Genomic DNA, 21,493 nt, shown 5'->3' with positions numbered 1-21,493 from the left:
AATAAGAAAGTTAGCAACCGGCTACAAACAGATTAATATAATCTCCCCCCTGTTTTTGAGCAGAATGACACCCACTTCTGAAAAGAAACGACAATAGTTATTCTGACGGATTCATTCATTTGACGTATCAGGATATTTTAAAGATCTCAATGCGCATCACATTGAGGCCGATATATACTATTCACCTCGAAGATCAGGGTCAATATCTGTTACCTTATCATCGTGAATGGGGACACACCATCCAAGAACATATTTGGTGTCCAGTGCAATGAACATTATGATTGACCATTCGCCGCCAATTTAACTGATGCTTCTAAACAATTGACATCGAATATTTAAAGTGGTCAATCGCAAAATGGTAGCGAGGGGATACTTGGTTTGGGGCATCCACCTTATATTAGAAATAGAGTTAACGGCCCATAGGTCCTTGGGCATACTTTAGCAGTCCGTAAAACCGCATCTTTATCATATTAATTCTCAGGCAACAAAACAAAGCGCATTAAGTTACTTCCACCTAAATAGCGTTGCGCTACCATTTTAATATTTGCCTGGTCGACGTGGTTCACCATTACGCTATAATTATCGGTCAGATGCAGGTCATCCTCATTCTGCAATTGTTCATTTAAATAGCTCAGCCAGAAAGTATTTGTCTTTATCTGTGTCTCATGTAATCTTGTGGCCTCGGCTCTATACTTGTCGATATTGACTTGCATTGGTCCTACAGTTTTCAATTTTTCTATTTCATCCAACGTTGATACGATGAGTTTATCGACATTTTGAGGGGCACAACCGAAGCTGATCACGAAACTATAACGAGGCGTTGGGAACTTACTTGCATTCGCTGAAACAGCGGGGCTATAGACTCCGCTTTCATTCTCACGTAAACGTTCGATCAAACGTATCTCCAGGTTTTCTTTCAGTGCATCCAACAAGACTTTATTGACTGCATTATAATCGAACTTTCCGGAAAATACCAGATTGACAGTAGCTTTAGGTTCCGTACCTTTATAAATATTCTTTTCGATCCTGCCTTCAGCCAGGTGAATGCCCAGGTCTATCGCTTGTTCATGTTTATGAGTTGCCGGTAAACTGCCAATATATTTTGCCAGTAATGGTTTGATCTTTTCCAGATCGAGACTACCTACAAATACAAAAGTGAGCGCTGAAGCGTCAGCGAACCGTTCCTGATAAATATGGAAGGCGCGCTCCAGGTCAATTTGTTCCAGTTTAGTCAATGATGGGCCGGTACGCCTGATGTTATAATTGTTTGCTATCGTAGTAATACTGTCCTGGAAAACACTGGTGGGGTCATTAGCACGATTGGCTAAACTCGCCTTGCTGCGGTCAATGATGCTCTTGAATACATTAGTGTCCAATCTCGGCTCGGTCAGTTTCGCATAGATCAACATCAAAGCGGTCTCCAAGTCCTGCGGCGTTGATAAGCCATTGATGCCCTGTAATCGTTCCCCAATATACGGAATAATACGGACCTGCTTTCCAACCAGGTATTTGCCTAATTCCGTAGGTGTATAATTACCTGCGCCGCTTGCATTGATGATTCCCGCCGCGTTACTTGCAGACTGGAAATCGAGATCGCTGTATAAAGACGTCCCGCCCGGAGAGAATGCAGTGAAAACGATTTGATCATTCTTAAAATCAGTCGGCTTCAAGAGCACTTTAACGCCATTGCTTAAGGTCAACGTTGTTGTCCCTAAGACTTCATCTCTTTGCTCGCTAACAATTTTTCCGGCTATTGGTTCCTTAGCCAATAAGGGTTTGCTGCTCATCGCATCGATGTAAGGCGATAGTTTTTCGGCAACTACCGCTTTCAACCAGCTATCAACCAAAGCAGCATCCGGCAAACCATTCTTATCTTTGGCAGGTGCCGTGATTAAAATATCACGATCATGATCGGCCAGGCGTTCCTTAACCAATGAATTCAGATCAGATAGCGTGATATTCGGCAATTCATGCTGTACCAGGCGGGCCTCCGTTTCGATACCCGGTGCGGCAGTCCCCTTTAAAAAAAACTGAAGATATTCTTGTACATAATCATTCGAAGAAGTCTTATTTTTTTCCTTCAAGGCGGAAGTAAAGCGGTTAAGATAGCCAGATTTGACCCTATCTAACTCGGTCTGTGTAAAACCAAAACGTTTGATCCGTTCTATCTCCCGCCAAACTGCTTTCATACCACGCTCCAACTCACCAGGTTTTGCTGTTACACTTGCATCGAACATAGCCAGGCCACCCGGCAGCTCACCTATACCGGCACCACCCTGAATAAACGGAGGATCTGCCTGGCGGGACAATTCTGAGAAACGCGCACTGAGTAATTGATCGAATAAATCACGAATGATCATTGACCGAAAATCGGTGGTAGTTTTCAGATCAGGTTGCTGGTATTTGATCATAACCTCCATACTGGTCGAAGTTTTTTCAGGATCGGTCAATGCGATGAACTGATTCTTGGCGACCAGCGATACACCGTACTTAATTCTCGGCTGCTCCTTTGATGGATTTTTGAGATCACTGAACTTGGCTTTGACCAATTGTTCCATCTGATCTACATCGATATCACCTACCACGATCAGGCCCTGCAGGTCGGGACGATACCAATCATGGTAAAACTGCCTTATTGCTTCAGGCTTAAATCCATTCAATACTTCATCAGTTCCAATAGGTATCCGTTGCGAATAACGCGATCCGTTAAGCAGTACCGGATAGTATTGCCGCCTCATTCGTTCAGATGCACCTTTGCCCAAACGCTTTTCCTCCAAGACAACCCCGCGTTCCTTATCGATCTCTGTTGGGTCGAGCGTTGCGTCTTGCGCCCAGTCCCGCATGATCTGCAAGCCATTAGCCAAAACATCCGGTTTATCCGAGGGCAGCGGCAACTGGTAGACCGTTTCATCAAAGTTGGTATAGGCATTAATATCTGCGCCAAAACGCACACCAACTTTCTGCAAATAATCCACCAATTCATTTTTGGGGTAGTGCTTGGTGCCGTTAAAGCTCATATGCTCCATAAAATGTGCCAGACCGCGCTGGTCATCTGTTTCCACGATGGAACCAATTTTGTTGGCCAGGTACATCACGACCCGATCTTTCGGCGCTTCGTTGTGGCGAATAAAGTAAGTGAAACCATTCGATAAATGTCCAACCCTCACTTCCGGATCAAGAGGAAGCGCCACCTGTGTACTTTGCTGCGCGACGGCCGTTAATGACGATAATATTAATCCCGTTATGATGGTCCGGGTGTTTATTTTCAAGTTCATTCTTATCATTTAATGTATAATTTTATCGTATTCTCAAATCATGTAAGGGCAACCAGAGGTATTCTTCAGCGTCATGCCAACCGTTTACAAATCTCAAAAGCAAAATGTATACTATTGACGTTCCTATTCATAAGCTATCACTAATTCTGATACCAGCCATCCGGCATTCCCGGTATTTTACCCAAATTCCGAACATGATATTCCGTCAATAATTACTCATGGAAATCTTGCCCGATCAATTGCAACATGTTCAATAGTATGTGTTTTGTCTAACTGTATCAGGGGAATACGATCCTTCTTAACCAGGTATTATCATTTCAAATCGGCAAGTAATTTTTTTACCGTTGCTTCTATCTCATTTGCAGTTTGTGGCGAATAACTGTCCCATCTCCCTCTGATTATACCATCACCATCTATGATTATTATGGTTGGATTTCCAGCTCCGATCTTCTTTCCGAAATCATCATTATCAGATACCATGGGAAAACTATAACCATGTTCCTTCCAATAAGCAGTAGCTGCCTCCGGTTTGAATTCCCTGTAATTAACGCCCATCATCAGGAAGCTTTTATTCCCGCGATATTTAGCAAGCAGGCTGTCAATTTCCGCAGTTAATTTCCTGCAAGGGGAGCACCAAGTTGCCCAAAAGTCCATTAAGACTATTTTTCCTTTTAAGGCATTACTGAGATATACCTTCCCCGTAGATGTTTTCATCTCAAAATTTCCGCAATCCTGGCCAACCTTTATAGTGTCAGCAGCGATTGTATTTGATGCAACTTTGCCAAAAACAGAGACACCTGACAGCATCAAATGCGCAGCAAGCAAACAGGTCAAAAGCACCTTTAAATTCATAATTCGATATTCAATTCAGCTAAATGTTCTTACGATAAATCACCAGGCGGTATTTACTTTTAATTCATTTCTTTCAACAACAGGAGGCAAACACATTTCTTCATTACAGGTTTGATACTGTACGGTTACACCAACCATATATTCATTTCCTATTCTCGTATTGCCTGTTTTTGATTTTCCTTTCAACCTGATTTTTTGAAAAAAGATAACACTATCTCCTTTGTATACCTCTGTTACCCCTTTGAACTGCTTTTCAGGCATTACTATCGGGCCTACAGCTTCCATTCCGTCCGGCAAGTCAAATTTGACATCGGTTGGTATCCAGCCAGCGGCGATGTTACCCTTAGTGTTAGCATACCCATACCAACCTTTTTTAAAAGAAAATTTCACCTCGATTGTCCCTTCCTGCATCAACCTCATTACTCCCGGCGTTTTTACCATATACGAAACGGGGCCGTCACTTTTACTGGTTGAATTTTCATTAAGGGGTGCTTTCTCTTCTTCATGTGCTATTACACCTGTTTGCAATACTGCTTTTTGAGGATTTTTCTTTCCCAACATGACATATACATACCCCCGGTGTCTTAATGTGAGATATTTATAATCTTCTAATTTTCCCAAAAAATATCTTTTCATTCCAGGTTCGGTTTCTGCTCTTTTAATCAATTTATCCAAACCGCCTGCATACTGAATTTGCTCACCGGCATCTTTACCAGGGTATTCAATTCCCAGTTCTTGATAATAAGACCAGGAGACCGTTGAATCAATGTTAAAGCCGTTAACTGTGGGAAGAGATATGCCTATGACCAAATCAGGAATGCCATCATTGTTGTAGTCGGTTACGCAAATATTCGGTTGGCAGCCCGGAAATGTTTTTTTTGCCTGTTCGGCGGTAAATAATGGCTTGGCTTTTTCAAAACGCAATCCTTTATCTGTAGATATCCCCCGAAAAAAAACAACGGGATCTTTAGTGGTAGTATCTCCGTATATATGAGTAACGAGTAAATCCAGCACGCCATCTCCGTCCCAGTCTACCGGCGTGATAAAACTTTTTATGACACCTGAAAAATTGGGGAACCTGAATTCCTTTTTGGCCCGTTCTACATCCCTGGCTGATGGCGGAACTACACTTAGAGGCAATCCGTCCAAGCCCAGCAGGAACTTGCGCATCCCGAACTTAGGATCATCCTTTGTACCAACATTCAACGCAACACGAAGCTCACCCATTCCTCCGACGAACAGGTCTGGAAGACCGTCCCCATTGAAATCGCCAAAACCGGCGGACGAATAAATCCAATAGTTCCTGGAATTAGGATCAAGCTGATCCCTTTCGGAAAGAGAAAGCTTCGCATTTTCCTTGTAGGCCTCCTGCGGAACAAATCTTCTTGGCAAAAACCCTTTTGGAGAGCCTTCCCACCAGGATATCAGTCCGGGATCGTATTGCCCGCTAATTATATCCGGATAGCCATCCTTATTTAAATCAACAATCCTCGGATGAATGCCGATACAACACCATTGGTTATTGGTAATTGTGTCTCCTTTTATATCCTTAGCATAAAAGAATTTTCCTGAATATTTAGGTTTTTTGTTCGTGCCAATATTCAGATATACTTTGATATCCGAGCCTGTTTCGCCGGTCTCAAACTCGCCGAGCAACATATCCGTTTTACCGTCATGATTCCAGTCAAAAAAAGAAGGATATACAAGTCCATGTTTTTCTGTTCTTATCTCTTGTTCGGTGCCATTGATCAAAATGGGCTGTCCCAACAATGGAGCACCAGGAATAAGGGTATTTGTTATTGCAGGAAAAACTGGAAATCCTTTTGAATGCGTTTTGCTATCCGGACTTTGTGCATGCAACGCCGTACAGCAAAGCATAGCATAACCTAGAAGGAGTTTTTTTCTCACGTTATTACTTATTTACAATTGTTTTATTAGTATCATTTATTTTCATGAAAGGCTTTACCAATCGGGGTTACTTAAGTCGCTGAGCCAGTAACAATGCGTTGTACGCATTCACAATACCTCCGGTCTTTGCTAAATCGCTCATAGGAACCTCTTCGTCCGTCCCCGGTTTCATAACCGGCTGGTCAATTTTAAAGACGGATGCTTCAATTATTTTTTTAATCTGAACAGCGGAAAGCTTAGGGTAATAGGATTTTAATAAGGCGGCCAAACCGGTTACCACCGGGCATGCCATACTGGTTCCACTCATAGCTTTATAGGTATTGCCTCCCTCAACAGTAGAATAAATATTAACCCCGGGAGCAAATACGTCTACATTAGCTTTTCCATAATTTGAAAAAGGTGCTATCAACTTATTGTCATTAAAACTCGCTGAACTGGCTCCTACGGTAATTACATTGGCCGCTTTCCGAGGGCCATCGAGATATGCCGCTGTTGGAAAGACGGCTAAACTATCAATGTTTATTCCATCATTCCCGGCAGCTTTTACGATCAGCACATTTTTCTTTTCCGCGTAACGGATCGCATCTTCAACCCATTGGCGCCCCGGGGAAATTGATTTGCCAAAACTCATATTGATAATTTGCGCGCCATTATCTACGGCATATCTTATAGCACATGCAATGTCTTTATCATGCTCATCACCATCAGGCACGGCTCTTACCATCATGATCTTTACATTGTCGGCAATTCCCTTAATACCCAGTCCATTATTCCGGTCAGCTGCAATGATACCTGATACATGTGTGCCATGATCACATTTCTCAGCTCTTACATTGTTATTTCCGTAATACCGGTCCGACAAATTATTTTCATCATCTTTAATGATGGGGCTACGAAAATCAACTGGGGCGTTGTCCGGAAACTTTGGCCCTGACTTTAAATAATGCTTATACCTCCGGGCAACAATTAAGTAAAGCTGTTTATTGGTGTATTTTGAAGGAGAGCCGTGTGTAAGGGAAAGAAAACCGCTTTTCATTTCGCGCGCCTCGGTATTTATCGGGTCATAGTTTATTAACTCCCCAATCGTATACTCTTCCTTTCCTAAATTTTTGGACAGGAATGAGTTGTAATATTGAAACTTTTTAAACCAGGCATCGAACTTTTTACCATCCTCTGTTACTTTATCCGAAATAAGCTGTTTACTCTTAGACCACATGCCATACAAATCCTGGTCATGACGTGTTTTCAGTGCTGACGGGCTAATGTTTTCGAAACGTGCTTTATATTGAAAATATATACGTTGCGACTCTTCACTGTCCTCTACAACATTTGTGTTTACATTATTGCGGTTCCCCAAAAAATTCCAACCGTATATATCCGCTTTATAACCGTTTCCGTCATTATCCATTCCGTTATTTTTCTCGCGTGGGTTATGCCACAGCACAGATCTCAGATCTTCATGTAGGGTATCGATACCTCCATCGATCACTGCAACTAATACCGGTGTGGAGTGCTTGTCTTTTAACAGGGTTTGATAGGCTTTTTCTACGCTTATACCATAGACATGATCCTGGACAAAGTCGAGCATGTGCCAGTCCCGGGGGGGAGATGCTTGTGCATAGACGGCAGCTTTTACGGAGAAAATAAATATTATTGTTATTAATAGGTGTTTCATATGATTACGATTGAGCAGTAATAAATGGTTCAGAAAAATTTTATCTTATTCTCCTATTTCTATTTGCAGATTTCCTTTAATTTATCTGATAAGTCGTCTATCGTTAAATCCCGGGCGACCAGTTTTCCATCCGGGTTAACCAAAAACCAGGAAGGGAATCGCGTTATATTGAGCGTTTCTGTAATGGGGGGATGTTGTCCGCTTGAGCCAGAAAGAACAATCCAAGGTATTTTCTGAGTTTGTAAAAGAGCGCTCAAAGAAGCAGAGTCTTTTATTGTTACAATGATGTCTGCAATAGCAAATCCTTTTGTAGCGTAAGAATCGTTTAACAACTTTAAACTGTTTAATTCACTTGCAGAATTTGAATAAAATTTTTCAGCAGAGCTACCCACGCGCAAAAGCAAATATTTTCCTTTGAAATCAGAGCGTTTTACCAAATTCCCGCCAATGTCGGCCAGAACAAACTCAGGGAAAACGTTACCAACCGTTGTGCCTTTAATTGCATTTAACTTGCGTACGATTGTTTTACCGCTTTCCGACTCCCGGAGTTCTTCAGTCAGATAGCTAAAAACCCTTTCCGCATAAGCTTCATTACCGGGAGCGGTACAATTGAACATATAATTCATGGATACCCGGCTATTAGGATGTGTTTTTACGAATTGAGCGGCAAACTCATTTTTGATGTTGGTTATTGAGTCCGATGCCTTTTGATACCTCTTAATTACAGCCTCACTTTCTCTTCTTGTTTTTCCACTCCACAATTCGTAGTTCGCCTCACCTTGCTTGTCAGAGTAGGCATCATATGAGGCATGGAACAGCACATCTTCGTCCTGAGTCGGCGATCCTGTAAGTTTGAAATCATCGTTATCTATAGCCCCTTCAAATCTTTGGCGTGTGGTATCGAGCCAGAAATTTACCTGATACAGATAGCGCATGTTCTCAAGCAAGGCGTATGTCGGGATGTCAATATTCCCATTAATAGAAAAGCGTCCATTTTTGACAAGTACAGAATCTCTAACAAAACTCCTTTTGTCATTATCACGTGTCTTTGAATATATTAGTTTGACATAGCCATCATCCATTCCTTTGATATAGCCATCAACAATAAAGGGCTTGTATTTTATAGCCTTACCGGCACCAGCATTTGTGTCGCTGTTATTTGAGGGACGTACGGTTTGCGCTGAAATAAGTATGGGCAAGCAAAGGCTTATGATAGCTGCAATAGTTTTTTTCATAAAAAAGATTATATTATTTTATAAGATTCGGCTGATTATCCAATACCCCGCAGCTACCTTACATTTCAAGGATAGATAACACAAGTGTTGTGGGAACAATAACCAAAAAAATGACTTCCAGAATTTATGAGTAAAGCATAAAGATTAATAGCCGCTATTCTGATTTAGATTTACATTATTTTGAATTTCGGGTGCGGGAACGGGATATAAAGCCGCAAAAGCCTGCCACCCGGATTTTTCTGTCCCCAATATACTTTCGGCAAGGCCCCATCTTTTCAAATCGAACCAGCGCGCGGACCATTCTGTAAACATTTCAACCTGTCGTTCATGCATGATTGCATTCATAACCGCTGTCTTAGATGCCGGATCAGCCGTGCTTCCATTTAGCCCCGCCCTCTTTCTCACCACGTTTAAGTCTCCCAGGGCATCTGATCCGCTTCCAAGGTTTACCGAAGCCTCGGCGCGGATCAGGTATACTTCTGCCAGCCGAACAATCATACAATCTTCAGTGGTTGCGCCCGGTACTACATTCTTATATTTGTATGGGTAATAAAGAGAGTCTTTACCTATTACACTCAACCCAACCCAATTATTAAATCGTTGATCATTGGGCTCAAATGCCTTTAACAAAAAGGGGGTTAATACATATGTTGGTGTTGGCGAATAATAAGGTACGAAAGCAGCGGCTTCAGCTGTAGCCGAATAGGTGTTAGGGTTGGTTGCAAGTATTTGCCATATAGCCTCTGAATTGCCATCCAGGAATACATTGGGCAAGGTTGTCAATTTATAAACTTTTGAATTGATTACTGTCGATGCTTCATTGTACGCGTCCTGCCACTGCTGCCTGTATAAATATACTTTGGATAATAAAGCCTCAGCGGTGTAAAGATTGGGGCGTAAGTGTCCGCTGGATGGATAAGCCGGTTTTAACACCTTCTTCGCATCTTTCAGATCAGCAATAATAAAACTATAAATGCTGTCGACAGGCGCTCTGGACAGGGATGCGTTACTCTTGTAATTGGTGGATGAAACAAGAGGCACCGGACCAAACAGGTTGACCAGATTGAAGTAATATAATGCACGAACTACCTTCATCTCACCGGTAATCTGCTGTTTAAATGACGCCGACAACCCTTGACTAGTGTTTACATTTTCAATAACCGCATTTATGGTGTACAGCCCCTGATAGGATGCTGACCAAAGTGTCCCGACATTGGCATTTGCCGGTGTTAAACTGTAGCTATAGAATTGCAAATTGGTCTGGCTGCTGGACGAAGTCAATAACTCATCAGAAGAAAGTCCTGTACTGGTAGCAAAAGCGGAACTTGCAAAGGCAAACACATTGGGTTGCTGTTGCGTAGCGTATGTATAAACTGCAGCAACAGCATTCATTGTTGTTGCACTATCCGCAAACTGCGCCAATTGAGAAAGCTGGTTGGGAGCACTTGCCGGAATTTCAATCAGTTTCGTACAGGAAACTATTGAGGTAATGATAATTAACAAGAAAAGGTTTCTTATATAAATTGACATGGTAGTAATCATAAAATAGTTTTCATTAATAGTTTAAATTTATTCCTGCTACGATTGTCCTTTGAATCGGAAACGTTGTGTAGTTCCCAAATGTCTCCGGATCACCCACTTTGTAATTGGTAAATGTTAACAGGTTTTCACCGTTTATAAAAATTCTACAATCGTGGGCACCTATTTTTTTCATCCAGGCGTCGGGCATCCCGTAGGAGAGTGAAACATTTTTCAAGCGGGCATAGGTATCATTTACATAGACCCCGGAGCTTTGCCCAAATGCTGCTGCTGCTGTAGCGGCCTTTGAATTTGCAGAAAATCCTGAAAGCAGACGTTGCAGAGGGGCGTTATCTCCGGGAGCTTTCCAAAAGCTGTTAAGCAGCTCTAACGGCTGATTAACCAGGCCTATACCGGGGTAATTGCCAGAATAAACGGTTGCGAGATAGCTGGGGGCCATTTGAGAAGAAAACTGCCAAAATATCGAAAGACCGATACGATTGAACGTAAAAGTATTACCCAAACCTCCCATATATTTAACTTCCCGGTTGGCGATAGGCACCAGGTCGCCGCCTTGTGAAGCGATACTGTTCCGAGGCGCCGAGGTTACGTTCCCGTTACGGTCATAGAATTCAAAAAGCCCGGTAGTTGGATTCACATCTTTGTACTTATATCCGAAAACAATAGAGGTGGGCTGCCCTATGATATATTGCGTTCTGTAAGGGGATGTAGAAAGATTAGGAAAGCTTAATAGTTTGTTGCGATTAAAAGCTATATTGAAGTTAGAATTCCAGGTAAAATGTTTCTTATTAATGTTCCGGGAATTGACCGAAAACTCCCAACCCATATTTTGCAAATCGGCCGATAAATTCTCAAGCACACTGCTGAAACCAGTTTGCGAAGGAAGTGGATAACCTGCCAACTGATTTCCTTCCCGATTACGGTAATAAGTTGCATTCAGCAGTACCCTGTCTTTTGAAATTCCCAGATCTATAGAAATGTTTAAAGATCTTTTTGTAGCCCAGCTGTAGTCTGGATTATTTAAATTTTGAGGAATGTTAGGAACCGCACCTTGGGAGTTTACGAGGTAAGAATAGGATTGCCAAAATGGTTGATACTGATAAGCTGCGACACCATCAGAGCCTGTGGTTCCATAGCTCGCTGATAATTTGCCATATGAAATGAATGGCACTTTTTTTCTGAAAGCAGTCTCTTCGGAAAATATCCAACCGCCGCCAACCGAACCAAAGTTGCCAAACTTTCTGCCCGGGCCAAAGTTGCTTGAGCCATCGCGCCGGCCGGTAAAACTGATAATATATTTTTGATTATATACATATTTCAAACGGCCAAAAACACCTACATACTTGTAAATCGGATAATTGTCAAACGCGGATACAGATGAAGCACCGGCTATGGATCCTAACAAACTATCATTCGAATAACCGGATCCGGAAACAACCATAGAAATACCATCATTCTTTTTGTAGGTGCCTCCTAATAAAGCTGAAAAAATACCGTTCCCAAATTGCCGGTTATAATCAAATTGCGGTTCAATATTTAAAGTCTGGAAATTATTCTGTGCGAAATTTGCAGATCGTGTAAAGTTAGTAGGACCTTGAGCTACGCTTGGACGCTCGGAGTGCTCATTATTAGCATTTCGATTGCTGCCAATATTCAACGTAAAAGTTAAGGCGGATGAAATTTTGTAACCCAGGCGAATCGATGCGTTTAGGTTATACGCATTCAATACGGTGGGTTGTTTGAGATAGGAATAAAATTGCTGGGAACTTAAATTGACTCCTTTATAATTCCAAACCAGATTTCCTGCCGGATCCAACAAGTCCGGTAAATTGGGCACGTTTAATATTCTTGATCCGCCACCGAAAGATGGCGAATTGTTTCTGTTGTAACCATAATCAAAAATAGCGTCAATGGTCAAACGGTTATTTAAGGATTTATATTGATAGGCGCTATGTAGCGTTAAACGCTGATCAGCAAAATCACCCGGGTAATTAAAATTAGATTTCGCGAATCCGCCTGAAAGAAAAAAGGTATTATTACCGGTACCTCCTGAAACGCTTGCATGGATGTCTGTATAACCGGATGTCTTACCATAGATAACATTTTGCCAGTTGGTATACTTATCCTGATCAAAAATTGTTAAATCTGGTGCGTATGCACTTGATCTTGCACTGGAACTTGGTGTAATACCATCCGCAGCAAAAGCGGCCTTCCGAAATTGCAGATATTGCTGCGTATTCATCAGCTTCACCTGGTTCGCAGCCGTATTGAATCCCGAGTTCGCAGAAACATTTAAAGTTGTTCTTCCGACTTTACCTTTTTTTGTAGTGATAAGGATAACACCATTAGAGCCTTGTGTTCCATAAATGGAGGTCGCTTCGGCATCTTTTAACACGGAAATGCTTTCAATATCCGCGGGATTGATACCGCCAAATGCGCCAATACCACTGGCCTGGCTGATCCCTCCTGTAACAGACCCGCCTAAAGCCAAACTGGATAATTGACTAATAATGTTGTTTTGTGCGGCAAAGGGCACACCGTCAACAATTAACAACGGCTGATCATATGGTTTCCAACCAATGCTCGGATCAGCCCGCAAGGTATTTTGCCCTCTCACTTGTAGCAAGGTGTTAGCTCCAGGAACACCATTCATCGAATTAACAGCAAGGCCTGGTACCTGACCTTGTAAAGCCAGGAGTACGTTTGACACCGGCTGCTGCTCAATTGTAGCCGCATTGACGGTAGCGATTGAACCAACGTTAAATCGCTTAGAAGTTATGCCGTATGCCTGAACAATAGTCTCATCCAGTACACTTGTACTGTTTTTGAGTATTATCGGGTAGCGTATGTTATTGACAGTGCTCACAGTCATTTCAAAGTTTTCAAAACCTATGTAGGTAATGATTATGTGCATACCGGCGTATACATTCTGCAGGTCAAATTCACCATGAACATTAGTAGAAGTACCTACTTTAGTCCCTTTAACATACACTACTGCACCAACCAACGGTGTTTCGGTACTATCTGTGATACGGCCTTTAAATACCAAGCGACCTGTGTCGGCTGTAGTATTATTGACGGGTGAAGTGCGAACGGAATTTGAACTGCTATTTCTTTTCGCTGAAACTATAATCAATTTATCTTTAATCGTAAAAAATAGCGGCTGATTAGTGAAACACTTGTCCAGAATAGTTTTAAGACTTGAGTTTTTTTCATTTATAGTTACCGGAAGTGCGCCTTTCAGATCACTTTTTCCATAAATGAAACTGTAACTGCTTTGCTTTTCGATCACATTAAAGACCGTTTCCAGAGGTGCGTTAGTTAACTGTACTGTTAAATTCTGGGCATAGGCCCGAACGTTAATGCTCAGAAAAAATCCCAGAAGAAAAATAAAACTCAGCTTTACAACTGATCTTTTTTTGCAGGTGAGAAAGTCGCTTTTTTTTCTCGGGACATCAATGGCTTGTCTTGGTAAAGATGACGGCATAGTTTTAAAATGTTTGTTTAAATAATCAAGGGAATTAAATCTTTGTGCTAGCGCACATTACACTCGGAAACTTTTTTAGTACTTTAAAAAAGATATTTTCTATTTCGTTATAACGGTGTGCTATCTCATCACCGTTACAACGTTTTGTCTTAAAGAGAAATGAACATGCCCTGTTTCTTCCAGGTATTCCAGTAAGGTTGAGATGGGAACATCACGCGGGATTTTTTTGGCTACAAACTCTTCGTTTATCTTATCCTTGTATATGACCTCAACGCCATACCATCGGGAAACCTGTTTCATGATAGTTTCAATGGGTACCCCATCAAAATGAAATACCCCATTTTTCCAGGCCATTACATCATCGATATTGGCCATGGTTATTTTATTATCACTAAATTGCTGACCAGGCTTAAGAAATACCGACTTATTAATTTTCACCTCTCCTTCCAGCAATGTGGTTTTTACAGCACCGCCATCAGAATAGGAATTTACGTTGAAGTGGGTGCCAACATCTTCTATTATTTCACCATCAGCTAAAACTCTGAACGGTTTTGCAGCGTTATGTTTTACCTCAAAATAAGCCTCTCCTTTAAGGGTTACGATCCTGTCTTTATGGTTAAAATTTGTAGGGTATTGCAAGTATGTATCCGCATTTATCCAGACTTCTGTCCCATCTGGCATGGTAATTTGCATTGGCTTACTACAGCGAGGGTTAGACATCACTATATAATCAATCTTAGCATTGTTGTTTTCAAACCTAAGTTTGCCATCTGCGGTCTTTCGGGCAATGCCCGCTATCAGCGCGCCATTCGGGACCGTATCCAGCAGGATTTTTTGCCCGTTCGACAAAGCGATTATCGCTTTATTTTGTTTAGGAGCTTTTATATCGTGCTCAATAACGGCCAGAGACTGAATCGGTCTTTTCTGTAAAAAATAGTAAGAGCCACTGAGAAAAACAAGGAGCACAGCAGCAACTGCCGCATATCGCCGCCAGATCGGCATTATTTTCGGGGCCCGCTCAATTTGCAGTTTTTTGAGCTTTTTGTCCCAATGATCCGCGGGCAACTCGTGTATCGGTGATGATTGCCACAATCTTTGTAGTTCCGGGGAAAGTTGTTCCATTGCACCCTCTTCCTCCAGTAAGCCCCACAATTCAGCATACTCTGTTTCGTCCAGTTGATTGTTCAAGTAAGCTTCAAAAAGAATATTCAGTCGACTCATATGTACCTAAGACGATGAATATGAAGGGGAGTACCAATCGTGATGATATTTTTTTTACAATTTATTAATATCAGTATCATTTAAGGAATTGCAACGACGACTTAAGTGATTTTGGCGATTAGGTAATTGTTAAAAACCCATTAAAAGCAATGAGTTTTTCCTTTGGGAGAAAATGCTTTTGCTGGCACATTAAAACTCCTTTCAGGATCTGAAGGGGGCAGTAATATATAATGGTGGAAAAAATCGCAATAAGAACAGTGTAGCATTAAGTTAAAAGCGACAATAGCTCTTTGAAAACATCATTAAGAATATTGCAAGTTCAGGGCCGTTATCAAGATGAGATCGAATAAATTGCAATGCAGCAGAGAGATGGTTACGAACTGTAAACTTTGAAAGCTCCATTCTTTCTGCAATCTCATCATAGCTTAAATATTCCTCTCGACTTAGGCGAAATACTTCCTGCCTTTGTGGCGATAATTGGCTTACCGCTGCTTGTATGGTCTTTTCCAGATCGGCTTTCAGCAGCCGCGAATCGGCTGTTGCTGACCGTAACTCCTCCATCCCCTTCCATATTTGAGCTTGTTCTTTCTGATACCGTTTTGCCTGACGGAAAAAGTCAATAGTACGGTTCTGTGCTACACGGAAAAGGAACGCTTCGAAATTATTAATCTCTGGAAGAGCTGCTTTTCCAGTCCATACTTTTAAAAACACATCTAATACTATTTCCTCAGACGTTTCCTTTGATTTAGTTACCTTAACTAAGTAACTATAAAGCCGATTACGATAACGTTCAAAAAGTAAAGCAAAGGCTTTCTCATCGCCCTCACTAATAAGGCTAAGCAATACCGTATCTGAGGTATAGAGATTACCGACCATCCCCAAATATACTAAAAGTCAACAAATTGGGCATTCCTTATTTATAAAGTCAGGGCTAACGCACATGAGAATGCAAAAACAGGTAACGTTCTCAACTGGATGTTGATATAGAGGGATAAGTTTGGATGCTCGGGCCTTAAAGGATGATTAAACCAATTTCCGAACTTTTTTGCTAAATGACTGGTCTCAAAATGCACTTCATCATAGCTCATGGTGGTATTTTTATCAGATCGTTAATGATTGAAAAATATAAATGAACAGAGCGACTGCACATTGTATTTACGCGGCGGTCATTAAATAATTATTCTTAGAAAGAATAGTGCTTCCTAACTGCAATTATAATAATTAACGGTGCCCAAGTATCCTCCTTTAACTTTAGAAACGTTCGAATAGTTGTGTCATCTCCTTATCTGATTTTGTGGGGCTAAACGCACTAAAAGATGAATATCCTCCAAAAGCTACTATCATGCTGGAAAATGACAATAGCGGATTATGTATATTTATTCAGAAATGTCGTTAATCGTGTCCCTTCTGAACCGATAAATTTCACAAATTTCGGACTATTATCGGCTATATTTTCTTCAAGCTTCTCCAGCAAACACCATCTCAAATTAATAAAAACCATAACTTCCTGGCCGATGTGCTCATTGGAGAAACCATTTTAACTGACGCCATCTCGCCGATTTCGTTAGCACTCACAAGTACTTGATTACAATAATGAAAGGTAGTCAAAGCCAAATTGGCCGGTTGGAGGCGATATGTTGTGGTTGATCCAATCAGGCTTATTCATTCATCAAACTCATCAATTGCTGCTTTATCTGGTTAGTTTGGCTCCATTGAAAATTATCGTTAACTATTTCGCCCCGCTTATTGATAATGGCATAATGAGGTATGCTGAAAATCTTAAACAGTTTCGCCAAATAGTCATATTGACTATCGGGTAACCGGTAATGCTCGCCTTTAATACCGGGCATCATCGTTTGATAGGTTTTTTCGGGCGATGAGGTATTGGTGACATACAAGAACACGACATCCTTGTTTTGTGCCAGTTCAGCTTTTAGCGGGGCGATCTCCTGCATCCCATTTAAACAAGGTACACACCAGGTAGCCCAGAAATCGATAAAAACCACCTTGCCCTTATACTTATCCAATAGCTTAACAAAAATATTCCTGGCAGAATCAGTTACCGGCACTTGATTGTCGGTATAACCTGTTTGGTTTTTGACATTGAGGATACTTTGCTTAATGCTGCTGTTCAACGCGGCCACGTCGTTCAAAAGAAATTTGTTTTTAACTTTTAATTTTAGCCTGGCCAGTGCGGCATCCGTTAAGGTATCTTTTTGCATGTCCATATTACTTGATACAGATTGGAGGTACATGAGGTCTGATTCCAGCGCTATATTGGTATTGAGTAGCTTTTTTAGCACCACCGGTCGTGCTTTTTCCAGTGCGCCCGGAGCCGTGGCTTTGTGGCTCATCTGATCTTCCAGAAGTTTTATAGTGCCTTTTATATCCTCATTGGTGGTGTCCCTGGTTTTAAGAAGGGCAATTTGTTTGCTGAAGTCCAACCGCCCCGCCTGATCATAAACCAGGTCCATAAACATTAATTTATTTACGAATTCATAATAGAAATAGGAGATCATGGCTTTCGGCTCGTTATAACGAAGAGCTTTCAGAAAATCGTAATACTCAGATCTTAATTTCACCGGACTCAACATAGGCTCCCTGTTATTGAAGGATATGTTATGCTTTTTTCGGAAAACGGATTCTCTTATTTCATTATAGGACATTAAGTTACTGGCAATATTATACTGTATACTGCGGCGGGCCAGTTCATAAGCGGTTTTGTTCAGCCCGGCAGTTTTTGCCACACTGTCTGTATACGCCAGTTTATGGGCCTGCATTTTTAAAAAATAAGTTTTGTATTGACCAGGCGTTAACTGATCTATGTTTGTATAAATAGCATTCCAATTATAATCCATTAAAGCGGGCCTTACTTTATTAATGTCATTATTGATTACCGCGCCGGCTCCTTGAAACGCCGATGATATCTTTGAAGTATTGGTCAGGTTGAAATTCTGCACCACCTCTTTGCCGGCTTCAAAATATACCGGGCCGTTAAAAAAACGTAAGCTCACCCAACATTCCTGATTATGTTTCAGTGGGAAGGTTACCAAAAATTTCCCGCTGGGTTCGATATTAATTAAATACATTTCATGCAGGCTGGTTACTACATTATTGATGATCAATTTTCCGGTCGTAAAACCAAAGCTGGTGGTGTACCCGGTGATCATCCCCGAGTATGTTGTCATTTTTTTTGATTGTGCAGATACGGTTAAGGCAATTAAAAGCAGGCAAATAACAACTATGTTTTTTTTCATTTTCAGGAGGATGAACAGATTTAAATAAAATATCGGTTAGGCTCCACTAAAATCAAGCTGAACAGCCTAATTAGTATGACCTGATAAAAAGGCAACAATGTAGTGATTAATTTCATTCAACTGTTGAGTTGTCCCGAAACCACCCATATCTTCGTGGGTAGTGTTTACCTTAACCATACTTATCGGATATTTACGCTGTTCGCTTAATGATGGTAACACGCCGGGGTCTGCTATTTGATCGTTAGAACGGATGGAAAAAATCCTGATATGCTTGTTTCGGGGGAAAGGAACACGGCGGTTATCCAAAGAAATAGCTGCACTAACCATTTGGGGATGTTGCTGAGCGAGCAACATAACGATATCCCCACCGTAAGAATGACCTATTAAAATGAGATGCCGGTGGTCAAGGTTGGGGTGTATCGCCTTTAATCTGTCAATCACAAAAAGGATATTCATTACCCCCGCATTCCAAAAGGGAAGTCTTGATTGATAAAGATTTCCTACCGTCGGTATTGGTGCATCGGCAGGCAAATTATGCTGAACCGTAACTACGTAATAGCCAAGTTTTGCAAGCGTTGTAGCAATGTAGCTGTAATCTGTATTTTTGCCTGAATAGCCAGGATTAAGAATGACCAATGGTTGCTTACCATGAAAATGCGTTCGTGTTACTTTCTCGTTTGCTGAATACAAGGCTACAGGTACTGGCCTGTTACGGTTTGTGTCGATCCAGGTCACGGTATCCCGTTTTACTGCAATAGATGTACTGTCATTAAAAGTTGCTGTTTTACTGGCAAAGTCAGCCTTGTGCCCGGTTATCATATCCAGGTATGTCGCCATTTTTCCGGGGTGTGCAGATACTGTTACAGCAATTAAAAGCATGCAAATAACAATTATATTTTTCTTCATTTTAAGGAAAGAAAATAAGTGATCAAACCCTTTGTTAATTATCAGGAGAACTAAACTCAAACCCTGTTCCGCGAATGGTTTCCAGGCCAATAGCCGTATCGGCGTTCAGGTATTTGCGCAGTTTGCTGACAAAGACATCCAGGCTCCTGCCCGAAAAATAGTCATCGCTTTTCCAGATATGGAGCAGCATCTCTTCACGTTTGATCAGCCTGTTTTTGTTACGGTAAAAATAAAGCAGCAGCAGGGCTTCCTTTTCGGTCAGCCGGGTGTTGCCGGAGTGATGGATCAGCAATAAATTGGGATAGTCAAAAATATAGCTACCCAATGCCAGTATCTCGGGTATCGGGGTTTCCACCTGCGCGGATCGCTTTAAGATATTCTTCAACCTCAACAGCAGTTCCTCAGCCTCAAAAGGTTTCACTACGTAATCATCCGCACCGAGGCCAAGTCCTTTCAGCCGGTCTTCCTTCTGATTGCGGGCGGTTAAAAACAGGAAGGGCATGTCCGGCCATACCGGGATGATCTTTTCTGCCAGGGTAAAGCCGTCCATCACCGGCATCATCACATCCAGGATGCAAATATCCGGCTGGTCCGCTTTTAAGAACTCCAGCGCTTCTTTGCCGTTCATTTTCCAGCTGACCCGGAAACCAGCTAGTTCCAGGTATTGTTTCAGGATACTTCCGAAATCAGGATCATCTTCAGTTAATAAAATATGTTTCATGCCACTGGTAAAAATAAAGTAAAGCTGCAACCTTGCCCGGCAGGGCTGTCTACCCGGATCTGGCCGCCATGCGCGATCATGATCTGCCGGCTGAAATACAGGCCCAGGCCCAAGCCTTTGGTATTGTGGACATCGCCCTTTTCCACCCGGTAAAATTTAGTAAATATTTTCCCCTGTTCTTCCATGGGGATGCCTATACCATTATCCTGAATAATGACTTGATAAAAATCACCGGTGACTTTAGTAGTTACATTAATCCGCGTGCCGCCGTATTTTACCGCGTTTTCCAGGATATTGGTAACTGCCGAGGTCAGGTAAAAGGAGTCTATCGTCAGTTCAATGGAGGCATTTTCTATTTTACTTTTGAGCTCTGCACCGGGATTAGCCGCCTCAAAATCATACAATATATGGAGCAAGAAACTGTCCGCTGCGATCTTTTCTTTTTTTAATAAGAGCTGCTGAGCATTGGCTGTGTGGGTCATCACCTGGCTAATCAGTTTTTTGAGCCGGAGATGCTGTCTTTCCATGATCGAGATTGTACTTTTAATAATGGCGTTTCCTTTCTCCTGATCCCGAAGAGTACGAATGGCGACCGCCAGCGTGGCCAGCGGCGTATTAAATTCATGGGTGATGTTATTGATAAAATCCGTTTGTAGGTCGGTGAGTTTCCTTTGAGTGATCAGGCCCCGGATAGAAAAGTAGAAAAGCAGCATCACTAGCCCCAATAAGATGACCGAAAAGAGCAGCAGGCCCGTCATTTCCGCCAGGATACTGTTCCTGCCCTTGCTGATACTGAAACCAGAGCGGATCGTAAAACTCCGGATATAATCATTCCCGGAGCTGTTATCATTGCTGAGGTCATGGAGAATCACCTGTTCTCCCGGAAACGAGGCATTGCCAAACCAAGGTAGGTTATGGATGTGTTTCTCAAAGCCTGCTTGTCTGTTGACCAGTGATGCGGTCAGGATCGTGACCCGGTACGCCGTATGGTATTTGCGCAATACCGGATTGTTGTTGATATAAGCGGTAACCTGCCTGGAAATAGTCTGTGATCCGTTTGCCAGGAAAGCATTGATCGCTGCCTGCTGGTTGGTTTTCACCAATGCCTCGAATTGAGCCATCCAGTCTTTGCGCAGGAAATTGATTTTCAAATCACCTTCCATTTGGATGAGTTCCGCTCTTACCGCGCTTTCCGCTTCCTTTTCTTTCAATACATAGGTATTGTAAATAAAATAAGCCTGGATAGCAGTTAGCGCCAGCATAGCGATACTGCAGGCTCCAATCAGGTATTTTATTTTTTGTTTCATCCGCTCAAAGATACCGGAGTTTGGCTTTTGTAAAGCACGATCTGCGCCCATTAACATTGCATTAACCAAGCATTAACCAAAAAGTGGGATTCGTAACGGGAAGTTTGCAG

13 protein-coding genes are annotated in these 21,493 nt (G+C 41.9%); all 13 read right to left on the bottom strand.

Translation table 11 applies throughout. The features are described 5' to 3' along the window. Positions 1 to 470: 470 nt before the first annotated feature. Positions 471 to 3,167, bottom strand: a complete 2,697-nt coding sequence (locus tag MusilaSJ_RS24355; RefSeq protein WP_274990482.1) for a M16 family metallopeptidase — start codon at positions 3,165 to 3,167, stop codon at positions 471 to 473. A 420-nt stretch (positions 3,168 to 3,587) separates the two neighbouring features. Further along, on the bottom strand, positions 3,588 to 4,127 hold the full coding sequence (locus MusilaSJ_RS24350) for a TlpA disulfide reductase family protein (RefSeq protein WP_274987361.1): 540 nt from the start codon (positions 4,125 to 4,127) through the stop codon (positions 3,588 to 3,590). A gap of 39 nt (positions 4,128 to 4,166) precedes the next feature. Continuing rightward, positions 4,167 to 6,035: an FG-GAP-like repeat-containing protein gene (locus tag MusilaSJ_RS24345; protein ID WP_274987360.1), complete on the bottom strand. Its 1,869-nt coding sequence runs from the start codon at positions 6,033 to 6,035 to the stop codon at positions 4,167 to 4,169. Positions 6,036 to 6,102: 67 nt separating this feature from the next. Beyond that, complete coding sequence (locus tag MusilaSJ_RS24340) at positions 6,103 to 7,710, bottom strand: S8 family serine peptidase (protein WP_274987359.1); 1,608 nt, start codon at positions 7,708 to 7,710, stop codon at positions 6,103 to 6,105. Between the two features lie 59 nt (positions 7,711 to 7,769). After that, a complete protein-coding gene (locus MusilaSJ_RS24335) occupies positions 7,770 to 8,945 on the bottom strand; it encodes a DUF4369 domain-containing protein (protein ID WP_274987358.1) in 1,176 nt (391 codons plus the stop codon). Between the two features lie 144 nt (positions 8,946 to 9,089). Further along, on the bottom strand, positions 9,090 to 10,475 hold the full coding sequence (locus tag MusilaSJ_RS24330; protein ID WP_274987357.1) for a RagB/SusD family nutrient uptake outer membrane protein: 1,386 nt from the start codon (positions 10,473 to 10,475) through the stop codon (positions 9,090 to 9,092). A 25-nt stretch (positions 10,476 to 10,500) separates the two neighbouring features. Then, complete coding sequence (locus tag MusilaSJ_RS24325; RefSeq protein ID WP_274987356.1) at positions 10,501 to 13,971, bottom strand: SusC/RagA family TonB-linked outer membrane protein; 3,471 nt, start codon at positions 13,969 to 13,971, stop codon at positions 10,501 to 10,503. Between the two features lie 120 nt (positions 13,972 to 14,091). Continuing rightward, a complete protein-coding gene (locus MusilaSJ_RS24320) occupies positions 14,092 to 15,159 on the bottom strand; it encodes a FecR family protein (RefSeq protein WP_274987355.1) in 1,068 nt (355 codons plus the stop codon). Between the two features lie 303 nt (positions 15,160 to 15,462). Then, positions 15,463 to 16,068: an RNA polymerase sigma factor gene (locus MusilaSJ_RS24315; protein ID WP_274987354.1), complete on the bottom strand. Its 606-nt coding sequence runs from the start codon at positions 16,066 to 16,068 to the stop codon at positions 15,463 to 15,465. 782 nt (positions 16,069 to 16,850) lie between these two features. Further along, positions 16,851 to 18,449, bottom strand: coding sequence for a TlpA family protein disulfide reductase (locus tag MusilaSJ_RS24310; RefSeq protein ID WP_274987353.1), 1,599 nt, complete (start codon positions 18,447 to 18,449; stop codon positions 16,851 to 16,853). Positions 18,450 to 18,515: 66 nt separating this feature from the next. Further along, a complete protein-coding gene (locus MusilaSJ_RS24305; protein ID WP_274987352.1) occupies positions 18,516 to 19,355 on the bottom strand; it encodes an alpha/beta hydrolase family protein in 840 nt (279 codons plus the stop codon). 34 nt (positions 19,356 to 19,389) lie between these two features. Then, positions 19,390 to 20,076 (bottom strand): response regulator transcription factor, encoded by a 687-nt coding sequence (locus tag MusilaSJ_RS24300; protein ID WP_274987351.1) that lies wholly within the window; start codon positions 20,074 to 20,076, stop codon positions 19,390 to 19,392. Next, the gene (locus MusilaSJ_RS24295; RefSeq protein ID WP_274987350.1) at positions 20,073 to 21,434 is read right to left on the bottom strand and encodes a sensor histidine kinase; all 1,362 of its coding nucleotides are present in this window, start codon (positions 21,432 to 21,434) and stop codon (positions 20,073 to 20,075) included. The genes MusilaSJ_RS24300 and MusilaSJ_RS24295 overlap by 4 nt, the downstream gene beginning before the upstream one ends. Positions 21,435 to 21,493: the final 59 nt, after the last annotated feature.

Source organism: Mucilaginibacter sp. SJ (assembly GCF_028993635.1).
Classification (GTDB): Bacteria; Bacteroidota; Bacteroidia; order Sphingobacteriales; family Sphingobacteriaceae; genus Mucilaginibacter.
The sequence above is the reverse complement of the archived record's forward strand: the minus strand, read 5'-3'. Positions and strand labels throughout refer to the sequence as shown.